This is a genomic window from Mariniflexile sp. TRM1-10, assembly GCF_003425985.1.
In the GTDB taxonomy this organism is placed as follows: Bacteria; Bacteroidota; Bacteroidia; order Flavobacteriales; family Flavobacteriaceae; genus Mariniflexile.
The window spans coordinates 3,128,429-3,143,168 of the sequence record NZ_CP022985.1 but is presented as its reverse complement, the minus strand read 5'-3'; the positions used below and the strand labels follow the sequence as shown (position 1 = coordinate 3,143,168).

The window sequence follows — 14,740 nt, the reverse complement described above, 5'->3', positions numbered from 1 at the left end:
CAGAGCTGGCTTGTACAACGGTTACCAGCTTGTTGTAGCACGTTTTTATTTTAATTCAGTTATTATATAATGTTCCAACTTTTTTACTCCTTTTCTTATTTTAAATATTCCTAACGAATATAAAATCAAATAAACAGGCACAAAAATTATAAGAACACCATATGATTCAGTTCTGATTATATCATTTAATGCTAGTGCAAAAACTAATGACATCCCCAAAAGCCAAAAAAGAACGAACCAATTCCATCCAATAAGTTTTATTTCTAGTTCAGTTTTATTCGAAGAACTTTTAATTTTTCCTTCCGCACTTGCAAATGGACTTTCAGGAAATAAGCTTTGACTTTTTTTTCGTAACCAGAACTTTTCCATACTCAATTTTCCATAAAATTCCTTTTGTTCTTGGTCAAATATATCAAAGAAAAATAGTCTATTCGGCTTGGTTTTTTGTTGCAAAAATTCAATGAATTTTGATTTTTCCTTATCTACGGTCAAGTTCAATATTTTCTTAAACCCGAAAGTTTCTAAAATTCCCATTAGTTGTGGTTTATCAAATTAGGCGCAACAACCATACAACCACAACAAACAGCAATACAAGTGTAGTTATACGATTTACGTATGCAATATATTACTTTTTAATAAGCTATTTAAACACCTTATTGCAAAATGTAGTTTCTTATATATGCTTGCTTTTCTTTTATATTGCTACAAAGTCGCAGACTTCCCAGAGCTGATTTTATTTTTAAATATAGTCGTTCACATCATCTTCAGGAATCCATTCTTTCATTTCAGGCAAAACTCTTTTTTGCATAAAATCAAAGAAGTCTGAATGTTCAGATTCGATTATATTCCAACCTTTAACATTTGTCCCAAAAGATGGGTGAAAAACAATTACATTTTCCGTCACTTTTCCATCCTCAATTTCAAATCCGACAAACGTGTCCATATCTTGTCTTCGTCCAAAGGTTAGAACTTCTCTGTTTTGCTCGCACTCAATTTTAAATCGTTCGTTTATTGAAGAATTCTGGTTAATTTCCGTTTCAAAATTCCATGGAATGAATTGAGTCAGATTCAATTTCGCGAACCAATTATATGAGTTTGGTATTTCGTATTTCATGTTCATTTTTTCAGCTTGTGCCTAACAAACATACAACCACAACAAACAACAACACAATTGTAGTTATATCATTTTTATATGCTTGCTTTTCTTTTATATTGCCCCGAAATCACAGACTTCTCAGGGTTGTGGCAACATACGTTTTCCTTTCACTCGTCTTCTAGATTATTATCTTTTGTCGGAACTAATAATACTCTAACATCAACATTCAATATGTTTGCAATTTTTCGGAGTACCTCAATGCTTGGCTGTGCATTGTTATTACAATAGTTTGTTACTACTACATAGCTTTTCCCAAGTTGTTCAGATAGCCATGTTTGAGTTCTCCCCTGTTCTTTTAGTACGTCTTTAATTCGGTTCATTTTGACCATTTATAAGTCATTTTAAAGCTTTTTTATATGGCCTAGTAATATATTTAGTACCGTATTTAACTGCTTTATATTAATATACGAAATTACAATATAAAAATATGTTGTGAAATATTATAAAATAGTATATATTTGTATTGTATTACAATATATAAATCAAATTAAGCACTATGAGCACAAGATACACCAAAGCCCATTTAGAAGAGATAGTCTTCAAACAATTAGAAAACCTAAACGCCATGCACGATTTAATTGGTATTATGAAATTCCAAAACAACCTGCTCCAAAACCTCAACAAAACCTTAAAGGACGAAATCGGGGAGTTTAAAGAGCATCAAGCCATGCATCCAACAAAGAGAAACTCAGGATTGTAATGGTTTGGATGATCCCAAATTTCAACTTCACATGAGCCTAATCAAAAAACAAAGCCGCTTGAGAGCGGCTTTCTACTCGATTATAAGCAGTACTTTTTTATTTATTCTTTTGATTTTTCCTCAATATAAGTTCTTTTATAATCGTTTACAGAGCTATAGGTGCTGTTAAATTCTGCTTCAGTAAGTTCTATTTTGTTGCAAGCGATATCTTTTATGACATAAAATATTTTTTTTCTAAATTTTCTTGAAATAATTTTAATGTCTACTCTTTTTATAAAATCTAAATCAATAACTGTTTTATCACTCAGAAAAGAGGGGCTTAATATTTTTATTTCTGGTGGCTCTTCGTTAAGCCATTTACAGGTATAAAATGATATGCCTTCTTTTATATCATTATCATAATAGGAATAATAAAAACAAGGAAGATGAACAGACTTTTTACTTTTATTTTCATGTACAGAAAAACCTTTATTTATGTTAACATAAATGGTGTCGGCTTTTAAAACCGCCTCTAAATCTTGAGCGTACAATGTTAAGCCACTAATAAGAAAAACAATTATTTTTAATATTGATTTATTCATAATTATGGTAGTTAATGTCCAAACTCTCTTGCTATGAGAACATAGCCAATATATAAAGCATAATCTCTTTGAATGACGAAATTAGCCGCAAATTCTGATGTTTTATGCAAACCAGACCAAGGATAATGCTCGTAAAAATGTTCAAAATTAAATTTTTCCAATTCTCCTAAACCAGAGCCAGTCATATCAATTATAGTTCTGTCAAGTATTTGCTGTATTCTTTCTGGCGAATATAACAATGGCATTACTGATTTAAGAATTGCACTCATAGTTGGTATATAATAGTTAGCCATAAAAATGTGATCATCATTATTAAATCTTTCTTTCAATATGTATGCAAACGTATCTGCTGAATGACTATACGTCAAAGGTAATGCCAAACTTTTATCCTTAACCTGAAGTAAGGTTATGTTTGCATGAATAGCTTCATGAATTATAGTTTTAGCTATATCTATAAATGAAGATGTTTCTAAATGGGTTTTATCTATTGAAATTGTTATTAAATTATTTTTAATGCTAGTTGGATTACCATCAACCGATTCTATTATTGCAGTCGTACAACCATTTGGGTTTTCCGCATCCCCACATTGTAAATTGTCTTGAATTTCAAATTTAACTGTAAACCTACTATCTTCTCCAAAAACATCGATAAACAACTTTTTAAACTCTGTAGTTTCTATAAGTTTATTATAAACATTCATAAAAACCTCTTTATCACGCTCAGTCGTATTAGGGTCAACATCGGGTTTAACTCCACTTAAATCAACATTAAATGGAGATCGGAAGGATTCTATAAAATCAAACTCTTGGCCGACCATTAAAGCCTCAATAGCATTATTACCAAACTCTATAGCTTCGGCAGAAAATGAGTTTATTTTAAGCAAATCATATAATTGAAAGGCATACTGCCCATTTTCCCATTTATCAATCCATAACCTTTCTGGATGGTTCAAGCCTAATCTATTTTTAACAATGTCTATTTTTATCAGTTCTTCACTATCAAAAGGCGATGGCGTAGGTGAGGTTGTTGAGCCACCAGTGCCTCCATAAGTAGTTCCACCAATAGTTATGGTAGCCGTATTACCTTCATGATATTCCTTATAATCTTCGTCATAATAAAGAACAGTTTCGCAATGTCCGGCGGTTAGTACCCAACCATAGTCAAATTCAATTAAATTACTATCACCATTTGTGAAATGGGATCCGGTTCTAACATATTCATAGGAATAAACACATACATATGCTGTTTTTGTTTTTGAAAATAGCGAACTGAAAGATAAATTTAAAGGTTTGATAGAGGTTTTCATTGATAAAGATTTAAAATCTTTATATTTTAACTCATTTGCAGAATAATCGTAATTTACCAAATAGGCGTCATATTCGTTTTGGTCGTTCAGCTCGAACATGACATTGGTTATTTTCTCGTCAGCTCCCTGAATTATGGGAAAGGTGTAGGAATGGTAATCGCCGTTTTGTATGTATGTGGCCGAATCTGTATATATGGTAAAGTCGTATTCTTTGTTGTAGACGTTTTTGCCTGTCTGTTTGGCTGATTTGTTTTTAATGAGTTCGTTGTTGAATTCCTTTAACCTTGAAACAAGCTTGGTGTTTTTTTCAATATTTGTTTTTGAATAATGCTTGAGAGTTAGGGTTGGCTCTTGCTCATCAACTGAAATGGTTTCTTCTTGGGCGCTATCTTTTTCACAATTGGTAAGTAATAGTCCAATTGCAAATGATGTAAGTCCGAACCTGAGTAATTTTCTCAATTTGTTTTTCATATGTTCCGTTGTTAAAACCTAGTTAATAATCTTCGTACAACCACAATAAATAGCAACACAATTATAGCTACACTATTTATGTATGCAATATATTACTTTTCAATAAATTGCCCTACATAAATGTAATGTTTTTATTATAAAATTCAATAGTTTTAATATAAACTTCTATTGTTTAGAGGAACTATATCCTAACATCGACTGTAAAATGACTCCCTTGAATCCATTTTATAAAAAAATAGAACTATTAATTCACCTCAATCCAAATATTGAACTGGTTTAAACTTTTGTCGATTGGCTGCAAAATGATTTTTTTTTGCACCGAATTTTACCTATTTTTTTCACTTCGCAACACCAATCTGATTTACATCTACAAACATTTCTTTATAATATTCAAGTTGTTTCCAACCCCATTTTAGGTGTTTCTTAGGGCTTTCTTCGAGTCTCCTTCGACATTCCTTCGAGGATTGTTCGTAAAAACCCCTATTTTACGAAGGATTCCCGAAGAATCCTCGAAGGAATGTCGAACAAGGTATGGGGCAAATATGTGCATTTCATCGATTTTTTGCGAGAATTTTGCTAAAAACACAGGTTTTAGGGTTGTAAAATGTCTTTGTATGTGGGGTACATTCAATGTCATTAAGTTAAGGAGAAGTGGGTCAGGAATGCAGTCGAAACCTCCATCAAGTCCTTTTTTGTTAAGCATTTCGACAAGCTCAATGTGACAATTTAGAATAAACAGGCTTAACTTATTTAGAATAAACAAGCTTAACTTAATGACATTGGGGCTGCGTTAGCGATAGAAACGGATAGCTTTTGGCGAGTACGCGCAGCGAGCCAAAACTAGTAGTGGATAGCGCGACCCCCAAGGGTAACGCCCAAAACATTATTCGAAGCGGATGGCTTTTACCGGCGATATTTTGGTGATGATGTACGAGGGTACCAAAAGCATGAGCAAACACAGGAGCATGGTGCCTATGTTTAAAGCCACAATGTAGCCCACTCCTATGTAAACAGGGGCTTCGGTGACGTAATATACGCTGGGGTCTAATGGGAAGAGCTTGAAATATTTTTGCGCAAACAACAGGCTTAAACCTATCAGGTTGCCCCAGAAAAGACCTAGTATAATGAGGTAACTGGCGTTGTATAAAAACAATTTCCGGATGCTCCAATTGTTGCTTCCCAAGGCTTTTAAAATGCCTATCATTTGGGTGCGTTCCAGGATTAAAACCAGTAATGCGGTAATCATATTGATGCCGGCTACCAAAATCATGATGCCAATAATCCCATAAATGTTTTTATCGAAAATGTTTATCCACTCAAAAACGGAGGCGTATTTTTCGGTGATGGTTTGGGTATTAAGCGTTGATGGCGTGCTTCGGTAAATTTCGATGCCTTTTGTGGGAAGTTGGTCGTAATCGTCTATAAACACCTCAAAATTGCCTATTTGATCGTCGTTCCATTGATTAATACGCTGGATATGGCGAATATCACCCAAAAGGTATTGCGCATCCAACTCCTGAAACCCCGAATTGTAAATACCTGTGATTTTATAGGTAATGATGTTGGGCAGCTTTTCGGCATCCTCTTTAGGGAACACCATTTGAAAGGTATCGTTTACTTTAAACCCGAGCCTATTGGCTAAATATTGTGAGATTAAAACATCTTCGTTTCTATCTTTGGTATAATCCGGTAGTTTCCCTTCAACTAAAAAGTCCTTAAAGTATGCCCAGTCATAATCGGCACCCACACCTTTTAGGTAGGCTGCTTCAAAATCGGTTTCGGTGCGAATAACACCAAATCTGGAAGCCACGGCCTGAATGTGTTTCACGCCTTCAACCGACTTAAATTCGGGGTAAAAATCCTGTTTTTTAGATATAGGGAATAAACTTTCTTGCGAATTGTTGCTATCGTAATTGGAGATGGTCACATGCCCATTAAACGCCACGACTTTATCACGGATTTTTTGCTGAAGCCCGATACCTGTTGCTATGGCAACCATCATCACCACCATACCGATAGTAATTGCTGCAATACCAATTTTTATTATTGGTGCCGAAACACTACTTTTATACGCTTTGCTGCCTATTATACGTTTAGCTAAAAAAAACTCGTAATTCAAAATATACTATGCGGTTTAATGTTGTCAAAAATACAGTTTTATTATTTGTTTTAGGAATGATTTCTTGCGGAAACTTTTCGAAGGAGAAAATTGAGAGTTTAAAGACGGAAGAGTCAAGAGACAAGAGACAAGAGACAAGAGACAAGAGACAAGACCCAACAACCAACAACCAACAACCAACAACCATAGTCGGTGCAAACCAAACAGATGCTTATTTACCATTGCTAAAAGGCAAACGTGTTGGTATTGTGGCTAATCAGACGTCAGTTATCTTTAAAGAGAGACATGAGACGAGAGACGAGAGACAAGAGACAAGAGACAAGAACCAAGAGACAAGACCCAAGACCCAAGACCTAAAACCCAGTACACAGTACCCAGTACACAGTACCCAGAACCCAGAACCCAACACCCAACACCCAACACCCAGCCACACCCACCTAGTAGATTCCTTACTATCACGAAACATAAACATAAAAACCGTTTTTGCCCCGGAGCATGGTTTTAGGGGGACTGCCGATGCTGGCGAACATATTAAGGATGGTGTGGATACCAAAACGGGTGTTCCTATTGTGTCGCTTTATGGTGATAATAAAAAGCCGAAACCAGAACAACTTAAACATATTGATGTGATGGTTTTTGATATTCAAGATGTCGGCGCACGGTTTTACACCTATATTTCCTCATTGCATTATGTCATGGAAGCTTGTGCCGAAGCCCATATACCTCTACTGATTTTAGACCGCCCCAACCCCAACGGCCATTACGTTGATGGGCCAATTTTGGAAATGGAGCATAAAAGTTTTGTGGGCATGCACCCCATTCCCGTGGTTCATGGCATGACTATTGGTGAATATGCTACTATGATAAACGGTGAAAAATGGCTAAAAAATGGTGTTTCATGTGAATTGAAAGTGATTCCTATTAAAAATTACACCCACCAAACAGCTTATAGTTTACCCATAAAACCGAGTCCGAATTTGCCAAACGACACAGCTATTAACCTATACCCGAGTTTGTGCTTTTTTGAAGGCACGAATGTGAGTGTGGGACGTGGAACAGATAAACAGTTTCAAGTGTTTGGGAGTCCGTTTTTAGATAAAACCAAATATACTTACTCCTTTACCCCACAACCCAACGAAGGTGCTAAACAGCCTCCATATCAAAATAAAGTTTGTTACGGAATGAATTTATCCCATACTAAAAAATTAAACGGATTGGATTTAAGTTACCTAATAAATGCCTATCGAGCTACTCAAAATAAATCTGAATTCTTTAATTCGTTTTTTACGAAATTGGCAGGAACAAAAAAATTGCAACAGCAAATTGAAGATGGCTTAACGGAAACCGACATAAAAGCATCGTGGCAACAGGGATTGGATGGGTTTAGGAAAGTTAGGGATAAATACTTGATTTATGAGTGATGATTTACGATTGACGAATTACGAATTACGATTTACGGATTATGGATTATGAATTTTGAATTATGTTTCACGATTAACGATTGACGATTGACGATTGACGATTGACGATTGACGATTGACGAATTACGAATTACGAATTATGGATTATGAATTTTGATTAACGAATTTTTGATTGATGTTTCACATTTCACGATTTACGAGTGACGAATTACGAATTACGAATTATGGATTATGAATTATGAATTATGATTAACGAATTTTGATTTATGTTTCACGTTTTCACGATTCACGTTTTCACCTTTCACGATTCACCATTTCACCTTTCACGATTTACAAAATGAAAAGAATTATTGCTTCCTTAATGCTCCTTTTAAGCGCTATAGGGTTTAGTCAAACCATCGAAAAACCAAGTGAGGTTAAAACCAAGACAGCCAAAAAGCTGGCTAAAAAATTTCTGCGGAAAAACAGAATAGCTGGCATGTCTATTTCGGTATCCCAGCATGGTGAACTTATCTGGTCCAAAGGCTTTGGATATTCAAACAAAAACCCTAAAACCCCTGTAAAACCAGACACTACCATTTTTAGAATAGCCAGTATCTCTAAATCCATAACGGCACTTGCTTTGGCGAAATTAGTTGACAACAAACTTATTGACTTAGATTCCAGCATTTATAACTACATACCCGATTACCCAAAACAACCCTACGATTTCACGGTGAGGCAACTGGGAGGTAATTTAGCCGGCATTCGCCATTACAGAGACGACACCGAATATGCTTTAAACAAAAAAATGAGTATTACCGAAGGCTTGGATTTGTTTAAGAACGACCCACTTTTATTTGAACCTGGTACGCAATTTAATTACAGTTCCCATGGTTTTGTGCTACTAAGCGAGGTTATTCAAAAAGTCAGCAACAAACCTTTTGATGTCTTCGTTAACGATTCCATCTTTAAATCTTTGCAAATGAACCATACCATGATGGATATCTCTGATGCCATGGTTCCAAATAAAACGCAATTTTATAGCGCAACCACATTCAAGAAACCCGTGTTTGCCAAAGCTGTTGCCAACGAATATAAAGTGGCTGGCGGTGGCTTTTTGTCAACTTCAGAAGACGTTATAAAGTTTGGAAACGAAATAATCTCACCCCAACTGGTATCTAAAGAAGCACTTTCAGAAATCATTACTTCACAACGTTTAAAAACGGGAAAAATAACAGGTTACGGCATTGGTTTTTCGATAGGACATTCAAAAAATGGGACGCCAAAATATTACCATACAGGTGGTGGTGTTGGCGCTTCCTCTATTTTGTTGGTGTATCCTAAAGAGGAACTGGTTATTGCCGTTTTAACCAATTTAACAGGGGTTTCCATGAAAGATTTTGGAGAGGAGCTTGAAGCTATTTTTATTGATTAGTAACCGTAGGTTTTCTGTACTTTTGAAATGGTTGCTTCAATAAACCTTTAATTGTGCTGTTTTCTTTTTCATCTGGAAACACATCGACCCCGTAAATTAATTGGTCTCTGTCTAATTCCATATACGTTCCCAAAAGCCTATCCCAAACTGAAAAGATATTGCCATAATTGGAATCGGTGTAAGGCAACCTATAATGATGGTGCACTTTATGCATATCGGGCGACACCAGCACGTAACTTAAAATACGATCCACTTTTCTAGGTAATTTTATATTGGCATGCGTAAATTGTGTAGCTACCACAGACATGGACTGATACAACAGTACAATCCCCATAGGCGCACCAATAATTACAACACCCATCAGCGTGAATGTAAACCGAATAACGCTTTCTAAAGGATGATGTCTGTTTGCCGTGGTGGCATCTACTTTATGATCGGAATGATGCACTAAATGCACCATCCAAAGAGGTTTGACTTTATGTTCTACAAAATGAGGCAAGTAAGCCCCGAAAAAATCCATTAAAAACACGCCTAAAACAATATACAACCAAAGGGGCATTTCGGGCAGCCAATTTAAAACCCCGAAGTTGTTTGCCATGACCCAATCTGCCGATTTCAACAATAAAAAAGCTAGTGAAAAATTGACAATAATGGTTGTTAAGGTGAAAAATATATTAGGAACCGCATGTTGCCATTTTTTATAATTGAATCTGAATAATGGAACAGCACCTTCCAAAAGCCAAAAAAAAGTCAATCCTCCCACTAAAATCAAGCTTCGGTGTGATGATGGAATCGTTTCAAAATAGTTTAAAAGAGTTTCCAATGGGTTGCTTTTTATTCTAAATATAGTGAAAAAGGTGTGAAGTTGTAAAGCTGTAAAGTTGTAAAGTTGCAAAGTGGCAAAGATTCAAAGTGGCAGAGTTGCAAAGACTCAAAAAAGAAACATGTTATTCCAGCATCTGTGTTTAGATTAAATTCCACTGCAACTGAATACTGAATACTGAATACTGCGACTGAATACTGCGACTGCGACTGAACACTGAATACTGCGACTGAACACTGAAAACTAACCCCTAATCCGTTTCTTCATTTCTTCAACAATATTAAAAGCAGCAGGGCAAATGGCAACATTCTTCAACGTTAAGTTAGAAATTTGCTGAAACTTTTTTCTATCGGTATGTGGAAACTCGCGGCATGCTTTGGGGCGTACTTCGTAAATAGCACAATAATTATCAGCTCCTAAAAAAGTACAGGGCACACTTTGCAGCACGTAATCGTTATCTTCATCAATACGTAAATACTGATTGATAAACTGCTGTGTTTTCATTTTAAAATGCTTGGCAATACGCTCAATATCCTTGTCGGTAAACAACGGGCCTGTCGTTTTACAGCAATTGGCACAGTCTAAACAATCGGTGCGTTTAAACTCAGCCTCATGTAAGTCCTGCATCACATAGTCTAAATTTTTAGGCGGCTTGCTTTTTAGCTTGGCAAAGAATTTTTTATTCTCGTTATGCTTATCTTTGGCGAGCTTTGGAAGATTGCTTATTATTTGTTCCAAGTTTCAGGTTTTTAGTTCGAAGTTAAAAATAGAACAAAACTTTAGAATATTTACGATTTTTGATTAACGATTTTTGATTGACGATTGACGATTGACGATTTACGATTGACGATTTACGATTTATGATTTTTAGTTACGTTTCACATTTCACGATTCACGAATCAATATTTATACACATAGATTTCCGTCTTCACGGAAATGAAAAATAAAAATTTTCTATGAAAGACCTTTTCGGAAAAGCCTTGCTAGATTACCAAAACGGACATTATACCGAAGACATCATCACGTCTACCAACATATCGGAGGAAGATGACCTACCGCTCCCCTATTTGTTTAGGGAATTTAAGGAGATGCCCAAACAGGAACAAAAAGCATTGAAATTAGCAAAAGGCCGTGTTTTGGATGTGGGATGTGGTGCGGGAAGCCATAGTTTGTATTTGCAGGAAAAAGGATTTCAGGTAAAGGCGATTGACATATCAAAAGGCGCTATAGAAGTTGCTAAACAACGTGGGGTTTTACATGCTGAAGTAAAAAATATTTTAGATGAATCTGAAAGGTTTGATACCATATTACTTTTAATGAATGGCACAGGGATTTTTCAGGAATTGGTAAACGTATCAAAATACTTAACGCATTTAAAAAGCTTATTAAATCCAAACGGACAGATTTTAATTGATTCATCTGACATTAAATACATGTACGAAGACGAAGATGGTGGTTTTTGGATGGATATGAATGCCAATTACTACGGTGAGCTCGATTATTATTTAAGTTATAAAGGCAAACAAGAAGCCCCTATGAAATGGCTGTATTTAGATTTTGAAAAACTGCAATTGGCCTGTGAAACTGTTGGGTTGACATGTGAATTGGTTTTAGAAGGTGATCATTTTGATTATTTGGCTCGCTTAATTCCTGCGTAGGTAGGAATCTCATAATTGAGAAACTAAATTGCTTACTCCAGTTTTGTTGTAGCTTCTCCATTGATTGAAACGAATTTTATTTTACTTAAACCATCAAAAGGTTCTACTCTAAATTTATATGTAATTTCAAAAGGGCAACTACAAAAACAATACATTCCATAATTAGTAAACATAATATTTATTGTATTATCATTATAAACTGAAACATCAGCTAAAAAATCTTGACAACAATTAGTATAGACTAAAGCTTTTATTACCCATTCATTCTTCTTTTTAGTTATTTGAATAATTTTATTTGGTTTTGGTTCCGATTCATTATCTAAACAATCTTTCACATTAAATTCTTCAAAAAAAAGTCCATAGGATTTAGCTCCTTGCTGATTACTTGTTTGAGGCAGAATTGTATTTCCAATTAAAATGTTTCTAAAATTAGGGTTCTTAAAAATAATAGTATCTGTTTTGTAAACTGGCTTATCAGCATATGGCTCAATATTTTTCCTTATAAATATGGAATCATTTTGAGCTCCAATAAAATTGAGGTAAAAAAATGAAATAATTAAGACTAGCCTTTTCATTTAAACAAGAATTTCAATTAAAAAGATTCCTGCTTTCGCAGGAATGACAAAAAATTAATTTTTGAACCTATAATGACCAATAATTTTAAAATCAAACAAACAATCTTCTAAAACTTGTCCTGCACCAATATTATGAACAATCAAATAGCGCTTTCCATCGTTTGATTTCTTATTAACGACGATTCCAATATGCGTTATGGCGCCACTTAAATTCCAACAAACGACATCTCCTGGAATATAGTCTTTAGCATTATTGGTTATTGGCTTATCAGCTCCTTGACGTTCAAAATAAGTCATTAAATTTGGAACCCGTCTATGGTCAATATTCTTGTCAGGCGTTTTTAACCCCCATGTTTTTGGATACCATTTAAAATGGGCTTTCATATCTTCATGTACTTCCTTCTGCAAATCCACACCCATTTTTCTATAGGCCCTTATTATGACATCTGTACAAACCCCTTTATTTGCAGGAACATCACCATTGGGATAAGGTATTGAGAAATAACTGGGATCGTAAGTCACTTTTTGCTTGGTTAATTCCAAAGCAGCTTGTGAAAGATTTAATTTTTGAATGGCTTTCTGCGAAACACAAAAATTAAAACAAAAAAATACAATAATTAAGAATAGTCTTCTCATTTAAATATGAATTTCGATTGAAAAGGGGGGCTGTCTAAAAAGTTTGATCACTTTACAACTATAAGATCCCCCACCTTCGTGAGGATTAAAAGTCAAATTTATAAGTAGCACCCGCTAAAAACTGAGCACTTTGCACCGGAAAGTTTTGCCATTTATGATACCCTTCATTCGCCATATTATTCGCTTTTACAAATATGGAAAGTTGGTCGTTTACATGATACCCTACATGGGCATTGGCATCGAAATAACTATCTAAAGTTACGGTAAATGGTGTGGTAGCCGTCGACCCATCATTTAAAAAGAATTGGTCCTTACGCTCGCCCACATAAAACAAATTAGCCCCAGCAAACCATTTTTCGCTTATTTGATAATCTAAAAACAAAGAGCCTTTAAAATCCGGTAAGTTCCATGCTTCGGCTTCATCATCGGTTGTATAGCTGAATGTTTCTGCTTTTAAAGCCAATTTAAAGTTTCTGTTCACATCTACATTTATTTCTCCTGCAACTCCTAAAGTTTTCACATTATCGTAAACAATACCGAACGAGTTGCCATACGAATAATCTTGAGTGGTTAAAGTGATTTCGTTATTTCTAAACAAAGCCTTACTTCTATCGGCTACATAATGTCCGCTAATGTTATAACTAACATTGCTGGTTACTTTTCCTTTTAAACCAACATACGCGTTATACAGTTGGTCGGTCGGGGTGATAAACAACGTTGGTGATACAAACGGATTTTCGGTTGCAAAACCATAATACGAGTTTTGAATTAAATCACCTTGAATACCACCGTAAGCAATCAGTACATCGTTTACCAATCTATACGTTCCCGTTACATTGGGGTATAAATAAATTTTACTATCATTCGCTTCATTATCTCTCATGTAAAACAACGATGCTCCTAAATTCAAGGTTAAATCGTCTTGTTTTAATTCGTATGTTGACGAAACACCTACTTGAATATTTCCGTAATTCAGTTCATCAACGGTATTATAACCTCTATCAAAACTTCCGCCTAAATAATCAATCACCACATCGGTTGCAATTTCAAAATCGTTGATAGGCACATCTACTTTTGTTTTAAATGTAAACCTGTTTTCTGCTGAACCTTGGTTATCGCCAAAACGCCTGAACAGGAAACTTGCGGAATTAATATAGGTATCTTCAAAAGACACATCGCCACCCAAATGGGCATTAAAAAAAGAATGGTCAACTTCAATATTATTGGATTGCGATACAGCCAGTTGCGACTCCGGAACGCCATACCAATTATATCTTTGGTATCCTACCCCACCTTCAACATTCCACGCCAAATCCCGTAAGCGTGATGCGTAGTTCACGTTTGCTTTTGAATTTAAAAAATCATCATCATAAGACAGCCCTTCGATACCTCCTCCAGAGGAATGATGGCTTACATAACCACCCACGCTTTCGGTACGACTGATGGCATGGTTTAAATACACTTCACCTAAAATGGTGGTGTAGGTACCAACGCCCAATGTCGCATAGTTATCATATAACTTGATAGGTTTTGCTTTATCTACAGTCGCAGCTTTACCTTTAGCTGGTGTAAACGTAGATGCTACCGGAAATGAAAATATATTGTATTTAATTTCCTTTTTAGTTTGGGTAGTTTCGTCATTCAACGAAGGTACTTCCTTTACCTTAAAAGCATCCGATATGGTTGGTGTATATGGTTTTACAACATCAATAACTCCAGTATTAATAGTATCGGTGGTTTTCTTTTGTGAAAACACAAGAGTTACACTAAGTGTAAAAACGACTAATATGATATTTTTTATGTGCTTACGCATACTTTTTTTTATTTACGATTGACGATTTTTGATTTACGATTTATGATTGACGATTGATGATTG

15 protein-coding genes are annotated in these 14,740 nt (G+C 35.2%); 4 read left to right on the top strand and 11 right to left on the bottom strand.

Annotated elements, in window-relative coordinates:
• Positions 1 to 45 precede the first annotated feature (45 nt).
• The 3 genes from CJ739_RS13210 to CJ739_RS13200 all read right to left on the bottom strand — a co-directional run bounded on the left by CJ739_RS13210 (position 46) and on the right by CJ739_RS13200 (position 1,476).
• Positions 46 to 534 carry a hypothetical protein gene (locus tag CJ739_RS13210; protein WP_117176112.1) on the bottom strand — a complete coding sequence of 163 codons (489 nt, stop codon included), beginning with the start codon at positions 532 to 534 and terminating at the stop codon, positions 46 to 48.
• Positions 535 to 739: 205 nt separating this feature from the next.
• Positions 740 to 1,114, bottom strand: a complete 375-nt coding sequence (locus CJ739_RS13205; RefSeq protein WP_162880216.1) for a hypothetical protein — start codon at positions 1,112 to 1,114, stop codon at positions 740 to 742.
• A 149-nt stretch (positions 1,115 to 1,263) separates the two neighbouring features.
• Positions 1,264 to 1,476: a helix-turn-helix transcriptional regulator gene (locus CJ739_RS13200; RefSeq protein ID WP_117178980.1), complete on the bottom strand. Its 213-nt coding sequence runs from the start codon at positions 1,474 to 1,476 to the stop codon at positions 1,264 to 1,266.
• Positions 1,477 to 1,652: 176 nt separating this feature from the next.
• Here CJ739_RS13200 and CJ739_RS13195 point away from each other — a divergent pair, with 176 nt between their 5' ends.
• Complete coding sequence (locus tag CJ739_RS13195; RefSeq protein ID WP_117176108.1) at positions 1,653 to 1,856, top strand: hypothetical protein; 204 nt, start codon at positions 1,653 to 1,655, stop codon at positions 1,854 to 1,856.
• Positions 1,857 to 1,957: 101 nt separating this feature from the next.
• Here CJ739_RS13195 and CJ739_RS13190 read toward each other — a convergent pair whose 3' ends face one another.
• From CJ739_RS13190 to CJ739_RS13175, 3 genes are all read right to left on the bottom strand, one after another.
• Complete coding sequence (locus CJ739_RS13190) at positions 1,958 to 2,437, bottom strand: hypothetical protein (RefSeq protein ID WP_117176106.1); 480 nt, start codon at positions 2,435 to 2,437, stop codon at positions 1,958 to 1,960.
• 11 nt (positions 2,438 to 2,448) lie between these two features.
• A complete protein-coding gene (locus CJ739_RS13185; protein ID WP_117176104.1) occupies positions 2,449 to 4,215 on the bottom strand; it encodes a hypothetical protein in 1,767 nt (588 codons plus the stop codon).
• Between the two features lie 883 nt (positions 4,216 to 5,098).
• Positions 5,099 to 6,334: an ABC transporter permease gene (locus tag CJ739_RS13175; protein WP_117176100.1), complete on the bottom strand. Its 1,236-nt coding sequence runs from the start codon at positions 6,332 to 6,334 to the stop codon at positions 5,099 to 5,101.
• Positions 6,335 to 6,342: 8 nt separating this feature from the next.
• On the opposite strand from CJ739_RS13175, the gene CJ739_RS13170 reads away from it, so the two are divergent.
• The gene (locus tag CJ739_RS13170; RefSeq protein ID WP_205419364.1) at positions 6,343 to 7,755 is read left to right on the top strand and encodes an exo-beta-N-acetylmuramidase NamZ family protein; all 1,413 of its coding nucleotides are present in this window, start codon (positions 6,343 to 6,345) and stop codon (positions 7,753 to 7,755) included.
• A 337-nt stretch (positions 7,756 to 8,092) separates the two neighbouring features.
• On the top strand, positions 8,093 to 9,172 hold the full coding sequence (locus tag CJ739_RS13165) for a serine hydrolase domain-containing protein (protein WP_117176098.1): 1,080 nt from the start codon (positions 8,093 to 8,095) through the stop codon (positions 9,170 to 9,172).
• Here the strand turns inward: CJ739_RS13165 and CJ739_RS13160 are convergent.
• Positions 9,162 to 9,995: a sterol desaturase family protein gene (locus CJ739_RS13160; RefSeq protein ID WP_117178976.1), complete on the bottom strand. Its 834-nt coding sequence runs from the start codon at positions 9,993 to 9,995 to the stop codon at positions 9,162 to 9,164. The two genes, CJ739_RS13165 and CJ739_RS13160, sit on opposite strands and share 11 nt — an antisense overlap.
• Before the next feature lie 243 nt (positions 9,996 to 10,238).
• Complete coding sequence (locus CJ739_RS13155) at positions 10,239 to 10,733, bottom strand: YkgJ family cysteine cluster protein (protein WP_117176096.1); 495 nt, start codon at positions 10,731 to 10,733, stop codon at positions 10,239 to 10,241.
• 218 nt (positions 10,734 to 10,951) lie between these two features.
• Between CJ739_RS13155 and CJ739_RS13150 the strand changes: the two genes are divergently transcribed.
• Positions 10,952 to 11,653 (top strand): class I SAM-dependent methyltransferase, encoded by a 702-nt coding sequence (locus CJ739_RS13150; RefSeq protein ID WP_117176094.1) that lies wholly within the window; start codon positions 10,952 to 10,954, stop codon positions 11,651 to 11,653.
• 32 nt (positions 11,654 to 11,685) lie between these two features.
• On the opposite strand, the gene CJ739_RS13145 is transcribed toward CJ739_RS13150, so the two are convergent.
• The 3 genes from CJ739_RS13145 to CJ739_RS13135 form a co-directional block, all read right to left on the bottom strand.
• Positions 11,686 to 12,228, bottom strand: coding sequence for a hypothetical protein (locus CJ739_RS13145; RefSeq protein ID WP_117176092.1), 543 nt, complete (start codon positions 12,226 to 12,228; stop codon positions 11,686 to 11,688).
• A 54-nt stretch (positions 12,229 to 12,282) separates the two neighbouring features.
• Entirely contained in the window at positions 12,283 to 12,864 is a 582-nt protein-coding gene (locus CJ739_RS13140) for a DUF1287 domain-containing protein (protein WP_117176090.1), read from the bottom strand.
• Between the two features lie 85 nt (positions 12,865 to 12,949).
• Positions 12,950 to 14,677 (bottom strand): porin family protein, encoded by a 1,728-nt coding sequence (locus CJ739_RS13135; RefSeq protein WP_117176088.1) that lies wholly within the window; start codon positions 14,675 to 14,677, stop codon positions 12,950 to 12,952.
• Positions 14,678 to 14,740: the final 63 nt, after the last annotated feature.

Coding starts and splice junctions, on each gene's coding strand:
- CJ739_RS13210 (WP_117176112.1), bottom strand. CDS start 534: ATGGGAATTTTAGAAACTTTCGGGTTTAAGAAAATATTGAACTTGACC.
- CJ739_RS13205 (WP_162880216.1), bottom strand. CDS start 1,114: ATGAAATACGAAATACCAAACTCATATAATTGGTTCGCGAAATTGAAT.
- CJ739_RS13200 (WP_117178980.1), bottom strand. CDS start 1,476: ATGAACCGAATTAAAGACGTACTAAAAGAACAGGGGAGAACTCAAACA.
- CJ739_RS13195 (WP_117176108.1), top strand. CDS start 1,653: ATGAGCACAAGATACACCAAAGCCCATTTAGAAGAGATAGTCTTCAAA.
- CJ739_RS13190 (WP_117176106.1), bottom strand. CDS start 2,437: ATGAATAAATCAATATTAAAAATAATTGTTTTTCTTATTAGTGGCTTA.
- CJ739_RS13185 (WP_117176104.1), bottom strand. CDS start 4,215: ATGAAAAACAAATTGAGAAAATTACTCAGGTTCGGACTTACATCATTT.
- CJ739_RS13170 (WP_205419364.1), top strand. CDS start 6,343: ATGCGGTTTAATGTTGTCAAAAATACAGTTTTATTATTTGTTTTAGGA.
- CJ739_RS13165 (WP_117176098.1), top strand. CDS start 8,093: ATGAAAAGAATTATTGCTTCCTTAATGCTCCTTTTAAGCGCTATAGGG.
- CJ739_RS13150 (WP_117176094.1), top strand. CDS start 10,952: ATGAAAGACCTTTTCGGAAAAGCCTTGCTAGATTACCAAAACGGACAT.
- CJ739_RS13145 (WP_117176092.1), bottom strand. CDS start 12,228: ATGAAAAGGCTAGTCTTAATTATTTCATTTTTTTACCTCAATTTTATT.
- CJ739_RS13140 (WP_117176090.1), bottom strand. CDS start 12,864: ATGAGAAGACTATTCTTAATTATTGTATTTTTTTGTTTTAATTTTTGT.
- CJ739_RS13135 (WP_117176088.1), bottom strand. CDS start 14,677: ATGCGTAAGCACATAAAAAATATCATATTAGTCGTTTTTACACTTAGT.